Annotated in this window: 12 protein-coding genes and 1 pseudogene; all 13 read left to right on the top strand. The window is 64.3% G+C overall.

Annotated elements, in window-relative coordinates; genetic code table 11:
* Window positions 1–70: 70 nt before the first annotated feature.
* The 13 genes and pseudogenes from ASD87_RS20770 to ASD87_RS20715 all read left to right on the top strand — a co-directional run bounded on the left by ASD87_RS20770 (window position 71) and on the right by ASD87_RS20715 (window position 13830).
* A pseudogene (locus tag ASD87_RS20770) lies at window positions 71–1145 on the top strand (IS110 family transposase).
* Between the two features lie 393 nt (window positions 1146–1538).
* Complete coding sequence (locus ASD87_RS20765; RefSeq protein WP_235512773.1) at window positions 1539–2453, top strand: GAF domain-containing DNA-binding protein; 915 nt, start codon at window positions 1539–1541, stop codon at window positions 2451–2453.
* A 153-nt stretch (window positions 2454–2606) separates the two neighbouring features.
* A complete protein-coding gene (gene ampH, locus ASD87_RS20760) occupies window positions 2607–3752 on the top strand; it encodes a D-alanyl-D-alanine-carboxypeptidase/endopeptidase AmpH (protein ID WP_056325910.1) in 1146 nt (381 codons plus the stop codon).
* Window positions 3752–4921, top strand: a complete 1170-nt coding sequence (locus tag ASD87_RS20755; RefSeq protein WP_056325904.1) for a hypothetical protein — start codon at window positions 3752–3754, stop codon at window positions 4919–4921. Before ampH ends, ASD87_RS20755 begins: the two co-directional genes overlap by 1 nt.
* 7 nt (window positions 4922–4928) lie before the next feature.
* Window positions 4929–6506 (top strand): serine hydrolase, encoded by a 1578-nt coding sequence (locus ASD87_RS20750; RefSeq protein ID WP_056325902.1) that lies wholly within the window; start codon window positions 4929–4931, stop codon window positions 6504–6506.
* A gap of 113 nt (window positions 6507–6619) precedes the next feature.
* Window positions 6620–7567 carry a sensor domain-containing diguanylate cyclase gene (locus ASD87_RS20745; RefSeq protein WP_056325897.1) on the top strand — a complete coding sequence of 316 codons (948 nt, stop codon included), beginning with the start codon at window positions 6620–6622 and terminating at the stop codon, window positions 7565–7567.
* Window positions 7568–7670: 103 nt separating this feature from the next.
* On the top strand, window positions 7671–9506 hold the full coding sequence (locus tag ASD87_RS20740; RefSeq protein WP_082586376.1) for a methyl-accepting chemotaxis protein: 1836 nt from the start codon (window positions 7671–7673) through the stop codon (window positions 9504–9506).
* Between the two features lie 149 nt (window positions 9507–9655).
* Window positions 9656–9805, top strand: coding sequence for a hypothetical protein (locus ASD87_RS27010; protein WP_156403477.1), 150 nt, complete (start codon window positions 9656–9658; stop codon window positions 9803–9805).
* A 65-nt stretch (window positions 9806–9870) separates the two neighbouring features.
* On the top strand, window positions 9871–10314 hold the full coding sequence (locus ASD87_RS20735) for a nuclear transport factor 2 family protein (RefSeq protein ID WP_056325894.1): 444 nt from the start codon (window positions 9871–9873) through the stop codon (window positions 10312–10314).
* 118 nt (window positions 10315–10432) lie between these two features.
* Window positions 10433–11395, top strand: a complete 963-nt coding sequence (locus ASD87_RS20730) for a tripartite tricarboxylate transporter substrate binding protein (protein ID WP_082586375.1) — start codon at window positions 10433–10435, stop codon at window positions 11393–11395.
* A 51-nt stretch (window positions 11396–11446) separates the two neighbouring features.
* Window positions 11447–12211 carry an SDR family NAD(P)-dependent oxidoreductase gene (locus ASD87_RS20725; protein ID WP_056325891.1) on the top strand — a complete coding sequence of 255 codons (765 nt, stop codon included), beginning with the start codon at window positions 11447–11449 and terminating at the stop codon, window positions 12209–12211.
* A 9-nt stretch (window positions 12212–12220) separates the two neighbouring features.
* Entirely contained in the window at window positions 12221–12751 is a 531-nt protein-coding gene (locus ASD87_RS20720; RefSeq protein WP_056325888.1) for a VOC family protein, read from the top strand.
* 59 nt (window positions 12752–12810) lie between these two features.
* Complete coding sequence (locus tag ASD87_RS20715; RefSeq protein ID WP_056325884.1) at window positions 12811–13830, top strand: LacI family DNA-binding transcriptional regulator; 1020 nt, start codon at window positions 12811–12813, stop codon at window positions 13828–13830.

The following is a 13830-nucleotide window of genomic DNA, read 5'->3' as shown; positions in this document are numbered from 1 at the left end:
TTGGACCCTGTATGTACAAGGCAAGTGGGCGCAGCGGGCTTCTTTGGTATTGGCAAGGGAGCTTAGGTTTATGTTTTTTCTCGGAATTGACGTTTCTAAGGCGAAGCTRGATTGCGCGCTGCTTGGCAGCGATGCCAACAAACGCAAGACCAAGGTCGTACCCAACTCGATAGCGGGCGTGCAGACGCTGCTGCAGTGGTGCGCCAAGCAGGGAGCCGAGCCGGCGCAGTTGCATGCCGTGCTCGAGCCCACAGGGCAATAYCAYGAGCAGGCYGCCACGGCCCTGCATGAYGCTTCRGTCRGTGTCTCGTTGGTCAACCCTGCCCAGGTGCGCGACTTCGCCGGKGCGCTGGCGGTGCGCTCCAAAACCGATGGGATCGATAGCTACGTGCTGGCCCGCTACGGTCAGGCGCTCAAGCCTGGGCTGTGGCGCCCCGCRCCGCTGCATGCCCGTCAACTACGGGCCTTGTTGGCTCGGCGCGACGCGCTGGCCAAGGATCTGCAGCGCGAACTCAATCGCCAGGAGAAGACGCAGTTCAGTGATCCACCCGTGCTGGTCGAGGGATCCATCGCCAAAACGATCGCGTTCCTGCGCGAAGAGATCAAACGCCTGGATCATGCGATCAATGACCACATCGACCGCCACCCGGACCTGAAGGAGGATCGGGAACTGCTGACCAGCATCCCCGGCATCGGGGATCGAGCGGGGAACTCGATCCTGTCGATCATGCATAACCGACCGCCACCCGGACCTGAAGGAGGATCGGGAACTGCTGACCAGCATCCCCGGCATCGGGGATCGAGCGGGGAACTCGATCCTGTCGATCATGCATAACCGACCTATCGAGTCAGCCGAGGGCTTGGCCTCCTACCTGGGGGKGGTGCCGGTGCAACGCCAGTCCGGCACCAGTCTGAACAGCCGGCCGCGGCTATCTAAAACGGGTCCCAGCACGGTACGTGCCACCCTCTACATGGCCGCTATCGTCAGCAAGCGCTTCAACCCACACGTTGGTGCGCTTTACGCGCGGCTCTTAGCAGCTGGAAAGAGCAAAATGGCCGCGCTAGGCGCGGCCATGAGAAAGCTGGTGCATCTATGCTTCGGCGTGCTTAAAACTCGGACACCGTATCGGCCCGACTACGCCTGAACGCTTGACGGTCAAGACGGTATCTGTATCTTGGCCACTGTAGTGATTAGCTATCGCTACAAGCGGACCGATGAGCGTGTTCAGACACCTAGAGCCTGGACTTTGTGGTTCAGATTACGCCTCGGTTCCGCACCTCTGAGCCGGCTGGACACTGGACGGTAGCCTAGGGCNCCATGAGAAAGCTGGTGCATCTATGCTTCGGCGTGCTTAAAACTCGGACACCGTATCGGCCCGACTACGCCTGAACGCTTGACGGTCAAGACGGTATCTGGCTGGGCACCTGGCCGCGACCTGCAGTTGTCATGCCGCGCCGCCGGTAGGAGAATTCCGCCGAGCCGCGCGCGTCCGACAGCGCGCCCCCGAAGCGCGTCGCCGCCTCAAGAGGATCCGCCCGTGAAGGATGATGTTGGCCAATACCAGACTCACCCCGTCACCCTGCTCCAGCCGGACCCGTCATCGGAATGGGTCTACCACTGCGCGATGAGCCTGCTCAAGCTGCCCGCGGACGATGCGATCTCCGAGCAGCTTGCCTACATGGGTGAAACCTCCGACATCGACCGCTCCTGGATGATCGAGTACCGCCCGGACATGCTGCGGCTGCGCAATACGCACGAATGGTGCCGCGGCCAGACCGAACCTTTCGTCGCCGAGCTGCAGGATGTGCCCACCACGCTGATCGCCTGGCTGCACCGCTTCATGGTCAAGGGCCAGGCGGTCGCCATCCACGACGTCAACGACCTGCCCCGCACCGCGCGCACCATCCAGGCCGAGTTCCAGCGCCAGGGCAACAAGAGCGTGCTGAGCGTGCCGGTCTCTCATGACGGCAAGCTGCAAGGCATCATCGGCTTTGACACCACGTTGCGCCACCGGCACTGGTCCGCCGCCGAGGTCGGCGCCCTGTACCAATGCGCGAACCTCATCGGTCAGGCCAAGTACGGCAGCGGCCGCACTCGTGCGCCGCTGGGCAACCCTGCCGCGTCAGTGGTGTACCTGAGCATGCGCGGCGTGGTCCGCGGCGTGCAGCCAGAGGCCATCGTCGGCGTGCGCTCAGCCGGCAATTACAGCGAAATCTGGCTTGAGGACGGATCGATGGTGCTGGACTCGCGCGCGCTCGGCGTCTGGTCGACGCTGCTGCCCGAGCAGACATTCTTCCGGGTGCACCGCACCGCCATTGCGAACGCGTTGCATGTCATGGACGTGGACCGCAGAAGCGTCGACAAGTGGCAGATCCGGATGCGGGCCGTGGACGACGCCTGGCCGGTGTCCCGCGCCTATCGCAAGCCGCTGCGCGAGCGCATGGGGCTTTGAGCCCGGGTTTGCCGGTTGCGGCGCCGCCCAATATGCCATTCATCATGCGGGAATGTTGTTTCATCCTGGCGCAGATGGCTGCGTCGGCGGATTTTGGGATCATCGCGGCATGCGGACGGGACACCCCCAGCCGCGCCTCTTCGAGAGAACCGCATGCTGACGTCCCGCCTTCTGCCGCGCATCTCCCTTCTTGCCTTGAGCGCTGTCTGCGCACTGGCTTCCGGCCCGGCCCGGGCAACTGACCTTGCCCTGCAGGATGCCGTTTCCATGGCCGGCATGCAGCTCTACCTGAACGCCGGCGCGCCCGCCCTGATCATCGCGGCGGTGCGCGGCAATGACGTCGTTGTGCAGGGCTATGGCGAGACCGCGCCCGGCAGCGGCGTCGAACCCGACGGCCAATCCATTTTCCGCATCGCGTCGGTGTCCAAGGTGTTTGCCGGCGATGTGCTCGCGTCGTTGGCGGCCAAGGGCAAGCTCAAGCTGACCGATCCGCTTGCGAAGTACGCGCCCGATCAAGCCAAGGTCGACGCCAACGGCCGGCCGATCACGCTGCTGGACCTGGCAACGCATTCGGCCGGCCTGCCCCGCGAATTGCCCAATCCCGACGCCAAGCCCTCCGACAACCCGTTCAACGCCTTCGACCGCGCCTATTACTGGAAGTGGATGGGCACCCACAAGCCGGCCTATGCGCCGGGCACCACCACGCTGTACTCCAACCTGGGTTATGGCCTGTTGGGCGACGCGCTGGCCAAGGCGGGCGGCGCGGACTATTCGACCGTGCTCGCCAACGAGGTCTTCAAGCCCGCCGGCATGACCGACGCCACCAACATGCTGACCGAGGCGCAGAAAAAACGTCTGATGACCGGTCTGGATCCCTTCGACAAGCCGGATCCCAATGCGGTGGCGCCCGACATCATGTACGCCAGCGCCGGAATCTATGCCACGGCGGACGACATGGTGCGCTGGATGCGCTGGCATCTGGATGGCGCCCGGCAAGCCCGCGAGGCCGCGCTCCTGGCCCACACGATGTGGCTGCCGTACGACGGGCTGAAGTCCGTCGTGGGCACGGAAGTCACGGATGGCGACGGCATGGGGCTGGGCTGGGTGGTGACCCTGCCGCGCAACGGCACGCCGTTCCTGCTGGGCAAGAGCGGCGGCATCGGCGGCTTCATGTCCTACGCCGTCCTGTCGCCCAACCGCGACCTGGGCGTGTTCGTCGTCGCCAGCCGGGTGAACTTCGGGATGTTCAACAACATCCATGCGCAGGTGCGCGAACTGGCGGCCGAGCTGGGCCGGTGATGCGGCGCCTTCGTGCGCCGCGCCTGGCCGCAGCGGCGCTGTTGCTGGCGTGGGCCGCGCAGGGCGCGTGGGCGCAGCAGGCGCAAGACATTTTCAAGACCGAAATCTTCCTTACGCCCTACAGCGACCTGTCGGGCGGCGACGACTCGTATCCGCGCCTGAACGGCAGATTTCTGATGATGACTGGCTACACGGGCTTTTTTGGCGTGCGGGACGACAACGGCCAGCTGCCTCGCTCGCACTGGAGCAGCGTGCAACCGACGGCTGAGGCGGCGCTGGTGCTGCAATTGACGCGGGCGTTCTCGGTCCGGACCAAGGCAACCTTCAACTCGTCCACCAACGACACCAAGGACAACGCGTTTTCCGATCTGGGCGTGAATCTGGACAACCTTTTTGCCGCCTACACCGCCGACAACTACGCGCTCTACGGCGGCAAGATGGACCTGGGATTTGGCGACGCCTGGCACATCGTGGACGGCCTGTATTCGGGATTCAACGAGAACTCGGAATTCCGCGGCTCGATCGGTGTGGGCGGACGCTACACCCTGGACACCGCGGGCCGCGGCGCGCACTCGGTCGCCGTCATCCTGTTCAAGCGCGACAACACCGCCATGAACCGCCGGTTCAGCCTGGACGGCGGCCTGCTCGGGCCCGATGAACCGCCCCTGTTCAGCGACCAGCTCAAGTCATTCGTCGTGTCGTACGACTTTCGCGATCTGCCCGGATTGCCGGGCGTCTCGGGCGGGGTGGACGCCGGCCGGCTGCACCTGGATCCGGACCAGGGAAAAAGCGCCAACACGGTATCGGCCCGCCTGAGCTACGACACGCCGCTGGGCAACGCATGGCACCTGAACTGGTTCAACGAAGCCACCTACTCCAGCGCCTTTCGCGGCACGCCGGTCGCCAACGGCAATGGCGTAACCTCGGTGTCGTTGTCTCGTGACCGCTGGCAGGTTACCGCGACGGCCGCCGCGCGCAAGCTGACCGGCGGCGGCCAGACACTGGCGCGGCATGGCTGGCAGGACGGCACGGATTGGGGAGTATCGGGCGCAGTCACCTACGTCACGCCCTTGGGATTGATCGTGCAGGCCGGGCTGACGCATCAGCGTGACCAGGCCCTGCGCATCAACCAGGGCGTTTTCCGCATCGCTTACCAGGCAGGATTCTGAGGCCGACATGAACAACACCATCACGCGCATCACCGCAACGATCGTTCTGGCCCTGGGCGGCGTCATGCCGGCCGGGTCGCAGCCGGTGCCGATTACCCGCGCCGACTACCCGCCGGCGGACGCGGTCGCCATCCCGGCCGGCAGCCGCGAACGCGCCGTGCGGGACTTGCCCGGCATCGTCACGGACATCATGAAACGCAGCCAGGTGCCCGGCCTTGCCGTGGCCGTCGTCATCGACGGCAAGACCGTGCTGGCGCAAGGCTACGGCACGCGCGAGGCCGGCAAGGACGCGCCGGTGGATGCCAACACCGTGTTCCAGATCGCGTCCATCTCCAAGTCGTTGTCGGCAACCGTCGCGGCCATCGAAATCACGCGGGGCAAGGTGGCGTGGGACGACCCCGTGTCGCGTCACCTGCCTGGCTTTGCGCTCAGCAACGCCTATGTGTCCCAACACGCCACCATCGGCGACTTCTTCGCGCACCGCACCGGGCTGCCGGGCACGGCGGGAGACGATCTGGAGGACCTGGGCTTTTCCCGCAACGACGTCATCGCGCGCCTGCGCCTCGTGCCGCTCACCCCCTTTCGCACGTCGTACCACTACGCCAACTTCAGCACCACGATAGGCGCCGAGGCCGTGGCCAAGGCAGCGGGACGACTCTGGGAGCAGCTTGCCGACGAACAGCTGTTCAAGCCGCTGGGCATGGCGTCGACCAGCTACCGCCATGCAGCCTTCGAGGCCCAGGCCAATCGCGCCTTGCTGCATGCCTACCAGAACGGCCGCTTCGTACAGGCGGGCCAGCGCAACGCCGATGCCCAGGCGCCCGCGGGCGGCGTGTCCTCCACGGTGGTGGATCTGGCGCAGTGGCTGAAACTGCTGCTGGCCGACGGGCAGCACCAGGGCAAGCCGCTGGCCGCCCCCGGCGCGTTGCTGCCAGCGCTGTCGCCTCAAGCCTTCAGTGCGCGCGCGCCCGATGTGGATGCGCGTTCCGGCTTTTATGGCTATGGATTCAACGTCAACACGGAAACGGGCGGACGGCCGTCGATGGGACATTCCGGCGCATTCCTCGCGGGCACGGGAACGACGTTTCGCATCGTCCCTTCCGCCGGCATCGGCATCGTCGTGCTGACCAATGGCGCGCCGGTGGGCGCGGCCGAAGCCGTCGCGGCCACATTCATCGACACCGCGCTGTACGGCCAGCCGAGCCGCGACTGGTTTGCGGCGTACCACGGCGCCATGAAGGTGCTTTTCGAGCCGCAGGCCGATCTGACCGGGAAAGCCGCCCCCGCCAAGCCCGCTGCGCCGAAAGCGTTGCCGCAATACACCGGCACGTTCGACAACCCCTATTACGGCCCCGCCCGGATCGAGGAGGCGAAAGGCGCGCTGACGCTGGTGCTCGGCCCCAAGGACATGCGCTTTCCCGTAAGCCACTGGGACGGCGACACGTTCGCCTTTTCGCCGGCCGGCGAAGCCGAAATGATCGGCTCGCGCGCATCGATTGTCTTCAAGATGGACAAGGGCCGGGCCCAGGGCTTTGACATCCAGTACTACGACGGCGCCGGACTGGGGCGCTGGGTCCGAAAGTAAAGCGGGCGGGCGCGGGTCGAATGTCGACATTCGCCGGATCGCGTCCCACCATTCCCGCCACCACACGCTTCGGGCTAAAGTGCCCGTTCATCGGAATCCACGAAGGATCGAGCATGGCCGACGACAGCACGCTTCTCAACGACAACGCGGTGTACAGGACTTTGCTGGAATCGACCAAGGCGATTCCCTGGAAGATCGATTGGGCCACCATGAAGTTCGCCTACATCGGCCCCCAGATCGAAGCGTTGCTGGGCTGGCGCGCCGACAGCTGGGTCAGCGTCGAGGACTGGGCCATGCGCATGCACCCCGAGGATCGCGAGTACGTGGTGAACTTCTGCGTCTCGCAGTCCCAGGCCGGCATCGACCACGAGGCCGACTACCGGGCGCTGACTCGCGACAACGGGTACGTCTGGATCCGCGACGTGGTTCACGTCGTGCGCACGGAAAGCGGCGAGCCCGAGGCCTTGATCGGCTTCATGTTCGACATCACCGAACGCAAGAAGACCGAGGAAAAGCTGCTCAGCCTGCAGAAAGAGCTGGAAGTGCTGTCCTTCAAGGACGGCTTGACCAACATCGCCAACCGGCGCCGCTTCGACAGCAGTTTCGAACTGGAATGGGAGCGTGCGCGCGGCGAGGGGCAGCCCCTGTCGGTACTGCTCTTCGACGTCGATTTCTTCAAGCAATACAACGACCTGTATGGCCACACGCAGGGCGACAAGTGCCTGATCGAAATCGCCGAGACGCTGAGCCTGGCGCTGGACGGGCCGCGCGACCTGGTTGCGCGCTACGGCGGAGAGGAATTCGTGGTGCTGCTGCCCGAGGCCGACGCCGAGGTCGCCCGCAAAGTCGCCGAACGCTGCCAGCGCCAGCTTCAAAAAAAGGCCATCGTCCACGCGCTGTCGCCGCACGGCAGGCGCGTAACGGTCAGCGCCGGCGCGGGCACGGTGTCGCCGGCCGGCCCGGTGACGGCGGCCGACTTCATCAAGGGCGTGGATCAGGCGCTGTACCTGGCCAAGAACAACGGGCGCAACCGCGTGGAGCATGTGCAGGTGGGCAGATAGCGCCAATCCGCCATTTTCACCCGTAGTTCTCCGTATTGCAGTGCAGCAAAACGTGCTGTAGTGGCCGGGTGGAGGGCGCATTCCGCCCCGTCGCGTGCCCATCATGTCCAAACTCAGAAATCTCTCTCTCCGGAGCAGCCTGACTGCACTGGTGCTTTTTTTCATCTTGATGCTGGTGGCCGTCGGCGCCATCGCCATGCAGCAGCTCTGGAGCATCAGCCAGAAGCAGCGCGCCATGTACACGGAAACCGTCATGCCGCTGCGCGTCGTCGTCGACGCCGCCCGGCAAGGCGCCACGCACTTCCGGCGCATGTACGTCTACATCTGGAACACCGATCCGCAAGCCCGGCAGAACGAACTGCGCCTGAACGACGATTCCGAGAAATCGGTGCTGCAGGCGCGTGACCGCCTGCAGCAGGAGCAGGACCCTGCCCTGCGCGCTCTGGGCGGCAAGCTGGCCGACACCTGGACCCGCTACAAGGCGGCCGTGAACGACGTGAAGGGACTGGCCGACCGCAACGATCCGACCGCGATGACCGTGCTGCACAAGGACTCGGCCGAACTGCACGTGGCCGCGCGCAATATCCTGATGGAAGCGGCCAAGCGCCAGGAAGAGCTGGCCCGCCTGGATACCGAAGACGCCGCCGCGGCAGTCGAACGCACGTTCTGGACACTGACCGCGCTGATCGTGCTGTGCGCGCTGATCGGCAGCATCCTGGGCCTGGGCCTCGTGCGTTCCGTCATGCGCCGCCTGGGCGGCGAACCCGCCTACGCGGCCCAGATCGCGCAGGAAGTCGCAAAGGGCAACCTCGCCGTGCGCGTGCAGCGCCGCGACGGCGACCAGACCAGCGTGCTCGCCAACATGGACGCCATGCGCGCCAACCTGGCGCAACTGGTCAGCCAGGTGCGCCAGTCCAGCGAATCGATCGCCACGGGCGCCACCCAGATCTCCACCGGCAATACCGATCTCAGCCAGCGCACCGAAGAGCAGGCCGCCAACGTCGAAGAGACCGCGGCCTCGATGGAAGAGATGAACGCGGCGGTCAAGCAGAACCTGGAGTCCGTGCAGATGGCCGCCAGCCTGGCCGGCTCGGCAAGCGAAGCCGCCGCGCGCGGAGGCCAAGTGGTCGGCAACGTGGTCAGCACCATGGACGCCATCTCCGCCAGTTCGCGCAAGATCGTCGACATCATCGCCGTCATCGATTCCATCGCGTTCCAGACCAACATCCTCGCGCTGAACGCGGCCGTCGAAGCCGCCCGCGCCGGCGAACAGGGCCGCGGCTTTGCCGTCGTGGCCAGCGAAGTGCGTGCACTGGCCCAGCGCAGCGCCAGCGCCGCCAAGGAAATCAAGCAACTGATCGGCGACAGCGTCGGCAACGTCGAAGCCGGTTCCAACCTGGTGGGCGAAGCGGGCAGCACGATGAACGACATCGTCACCCAGGTGCGCCGCGTGGCCGACCTGATTGCCGAAATCGGCGCCGCCGCGCACGAGCAGGGACAAGGCATCTCGCAGGTGGGCGACGCCATCAACCAGCTAGACCAGACCACGCAGCAGAACGCGTCGCTGGTGGAAGAATCCGCCGCGGCCGCGCACAGCCTGAACGCCCAGGCCGCAACGCTGGTGAAGCTGGTCAGCGTGTTCCGCCTGGCCGAAGACGAAGCGCCGCGCCCCGTGGCGCACGCGCAGATCGCGCAAGCACGCCCCGCTCAGGCGCACATTGCTCAGACGCGCGAGACGCAGCCCGAGCCGACAGCGCCGCCGCCTGCAAAGCCGCAACGCGCGCTGGCCAAGCCCAGCGCGTCGCGCCCGGCTGCGGCCGGCAAACCGGCGTCGCCCCGCCGCGCCGAGGCGAAGCCGGCCGCGCAGCCTAAGGCGCCGCTGCGCGTGCCGGGCGATAGCAAGCCTGCGCAGTCGAATGACGATTGGGAGAGTTTCTGATCGGGAAGTCGGGCAACGCGGCAAACCCACGCTCGCTCCCCTCAGTTCCCTACGCAAGGTAATGAGGCTTGACGCCTGAAGGCGGCCAGCGGGCCGTCTTCACGCAGACCCCTGGCCAATGCCGACGACCTGCGACGCAAGGCCGGTACATGGCGGGCACGTCCACCCCGGACATCGAAGTCGAAAAGCGCGGCCTGCGCGATAACTGCCCGAAGAAACCGGATCGCGCCGCGGCGCTGTATCGCACCGCCCCCACTGCGCTTCACAACGCGCGTTATCGTTTCCACCAATTATCGTAATCCCTAATTTTTTCACTGCTGCTACCCCGTGATAATTTGCGGAAACGTTTCCACAAGGAGCAGAAATGAAGGGCGATGATTTGCAAGCAGCACGGGTCAAGACCGTGGTGGATCACATGGCGCTGGAATGCACGCAGGAGTGGGACAAGGTCATCGACACCTTCGAACACCCCCGCTATGAAATGCACTCCAGCGGCGCCGTTTTCGACGGCGAGAGCGAAGTCATGGGGTATTTCCAGTCATCGCGCGCGTCATTCCCGGACTTGAAGAACGAGATCATCGCGGTTGCCGCCGCCGACGGAACGGACACCGTGTTGGTTGAGTTCTGGCTGTCCGGCACGCACGCCGGCCCCTTCACCGTCGATGGCAAGACCTACGAGCCGACCGGCCGCAAGTTCCGCGTGCGCATGGCCGCGTCCTTCGAATTTGCGCCGAACTCGGACAAGGTGATCTGCGAGCGCCCCTATACCTGTCAAAACGCCAAGCTGCGTTCGCTCGGGTTGCTGTAGAAGTACAGGCTTTCCCGTTCAGGAGGCGGGAAGGCGCGAAGCATGAAGTTGTTCTGCACATAACAGCCAGGGCGGGCCATCCGGCACTGCACCAGGAATCCAACTCGAGGAGACAACAATGATGAAGCTGTCTGCCGCAGCGGCCGTGCTGCTCGCTGTACTCGGCATGGGAACTGCCCACGCCGACGATTATCCGAACCGCCCGATCCGCATGCTATTGCCCTTCTCCGCGGGCGGCGGCGGCGACACGCTGGGCAGGATCCTGGCAGAGCGCTTTGCCGTCGAACTGAAGCAACCCGTGATCGTGGAGAACAAGCCTGGCGCGGGCGGCACCATCGGCATTGCTTCAGTCGCGCGCGCGGCGCCTGACGGCTACACGATCACGATCGGCGGCATGACGACACATATCCTGTCTCCTTCCGTCTACAAGGATCTGCAATACGACCCGATAAAGAGCTTCACATCGCTCGGAGCCATTGGCAATTCAGCCATCATGGTCGTGGCTAACAACAACTTCGCCGCCAACAACATCGCTGAACTCAAAAACCTGGCCGCCTCCCGCAACGATCCAGTCCAGTACGGCAGTTGGGGGATCGGTTCGACGGGCCACTTCTGCGGAGAAGTGCTCGTGCAGAAGGGTGGCCTGAAGCTGCAACATGTTCCCTACAAGGGAACCACCCAGATCATGACCGACATCATGGGCGGTCATGTCGACGTCGGATTCGTCGATATGGCCACAGCGACCCCGATGGTCACGCAGCACAAGGTCAAGGGTTTGGCCGTCTGTACCCAGCGATCGCCCAGTGTCCCGGACATCCAGAGCTACAAGGAACAGGGTATCGACTTCGATCGCGAGTTGAACTGGGCCATGTACGTTCCGGCCGGAACGCCAACGCCTATCGTTGCCAAGCTGTCCCACACGCTGGAAAAGGTGCTCAAGGAAGCGGACGTCAAGGACAAGCTGCTTGGATTGGGCATTACGGCAAATTACGTTCCCGGACCGGCGCACGAAAAGGCCAACATCGCTGATATCGAAGCCTGGCGAGCCGTGGCCCGCGACGCCGGCATCAAGCCCCAGTAACTGCATCTCCACGGCGACGAGTGAGCTCGTCGCCGCTTTCGCGAGACCTCAATGAACCTGCTTCAAGACCGTGTCGCCGTCATATCCGGCGCCGCCCATCCCAAGGGGATCGGCAAGGCAACCGCCAAGCTATTCCTCGAGCATGGCGCCCGCGTGGCCATCCTTGACCTTGACGCGGCTCGCATACGCGAGGCCGCCGAAGACCTCGGCGCGCCGCAATCCCGACTCATTGCTTTAGGCTGCGATGTCGGCGACGCCCAGCAATGCCGCGCGGCAATCGATTCGGTTACGCAATGGGCCGGCGGCCGAATCGACGTGCTGGTGAACAATGCCGCCGTCACGCAAAAGGCGGCTTTCCAGGAGATATCTCCCGCGGACTTCGATCGGATCCTGCGGGTGAACCTGACTGGCGTCTTCAATCTGAGTCAGGCGGTCATTGCACGGATGATCGGGCAGCAGGCAGGAAGCATCATCTCGATTTCCTCGCTCTCCGCCCAGAACGGCGGCGGCATCTTTGGCGGCGCCCATTATTGCGCCGCCAAAGCCGGCGTGCAGGGCATCACGCGCGCCATGGCCAAGGAATTAGGCCAATACAGGATCCGCGTCAACGCCATATCACCCGGGCTCATCACCACCGACTTTTCCCGAACTGGCCGCTCGGATGAAAGCAAGGACGAAGCCGCTCAAGGCTGGCCATTGCGGCGGGCGGGGCGGCCACACGAAATCGCCGGCGGCTGTCTCTTCCTGGCGAGCGACCTCTCAACTTACATCACCGGCACGACGTTGGACATCAACGGCGGCGCATACATGAATTAAGGAAACAGCATGAGCAAGATCCTTGGGGGAGTCCGGCAGGTGGGCTACGTGGTTCGCGACATAGAGAAGGCCATGAAGCATTGGTCTGACGTGTTGGGCGTGGGACCGTGGTTCTACAAGGAGGAAGTGGGAACCACCGAGTTCCGCTACCAGGGCAAGCAATCCCGCCCTCCCCGCCTCTCCATCGCGTTGGCCAATACGGGGCCACTTCAGATTGAGCTGATACAGCAACGGGATGACGCGCCGTCGCTGTATCTGGACTCCCTGCGCAAAGGCGGAGAGTGCGCTCAACACGTGGCGTTCTGGACGCTGGACCACTTTGACGACTTTTGCGCCCACCTGAGCGCTCGCGGCTATGTGGAAGGCCATGGAGGGCGGATGGGAACGCGCGGCCGGTTCTCGTACTTTGTTCACCCCGACCTGCCCAGCGGCATGATCGAAATCTCCGAGATGAAAGGCGGAAAAGGCGAGTATTTCGAAGAGATCAGAAAGGCCAGCGAATCGTGGGACGGGTCCGCGCCGATCCGAGTGCGAACCTAGCCGGCCGTGCGCCAAAGACGGTGTATGTTAGCCACTTTTGGCACGGACAGAACGCAATCATGAAAGACCGGATCACAATTCGCGATGTTGCCAGGAAGGCCGGGGTGTCCCTGGGAACGGCATCGCGCGCGCTCAACCGTACAGGACGCGTCAGCGAGTCAGCCATCGCTGCGGTCGAACAGGCCGCGCGCAGTCTTGACTACCGTCCGGACGCCGTCGCGAGAAGCCTGCGGACAAAGTCTTCAGGCGTGATCGGGCTGCTGGTGTCAGATCTGGCCAATCCGCTTTACGCACGCATCATCACCGCTACGGAATCGGCGCTACAGGCGGAGGGCTACTCGCTGCTGGTGGCCAGCACCCATAACGAGCGGCGGCGTGAAGCGTCATTGATCGAGATATTTCGTGGCCGCCGGGTTGACGCGTTGATCCTCGGGCCCTGCGAAAGAGAGTCAGCCGATCTCATCGATGCGCTATCGCAGGAAATTCCGGTCGTGGCGCTGGATCGGGAGTTCGGTACGTCCTCCGTTGGTATCCATGTGGATCACGCGGCTGGGGCATTCCAGGCAACGCAATATCTGCTCAACCTGGGTCACCGGCGGATCGCCCTGCTTACGCCAGGAACCGACTTGCGTACGGGAAAGGAGCGCATCGCGGGCTTTCGTCATGCCTACGACGTGCACGGCATCTCGCCGGACCCGGCACTGATCCGTGCCGAACAGTCAGCAATGCAGTTTGCATTCGCCGAGGCCATGTCGCTGCTGTCGCATGCCAACCGCCCCACGGCCTTCGTCTGCCTGGGTACGCGAATACTGTCCGGCGTGCTTCAAGCCCTTCGACACACCGGCGACTCGGTGCCGAACGACATCAGCGTCATCAGCATCGGCGATACCGACCTGTCTCGGCTGTTCAGCCCTTCCATCACCTCGCTCAGTTGGGATCTGGAGGCGATGGGCACTTGCGCGGCGCAGCAGGTTCTCAAGCAACTGGATCGTCAGAATTCTTCAGAGCAAGGCGATCGCATTGTCATCAAAACACAACTGATACTGCGTGAGTCATGCGCTCCCGTGGCGCCCAGTTGA

This window comes from Achromobacter sp. Root170, assembly GCF_001428165.1.
Classification (GTDB): Bacteria; Pseudomonadota; Gammaproteobacteria; order Burkholderiales; family Burkholderiaceae_B; genus Achromobacter; species Achromobacter mucicolens.
Note: the sequence above shows the minus strand (reverse complement) of the source record. Positions and strands in the feature narration are given on the sequence as shown.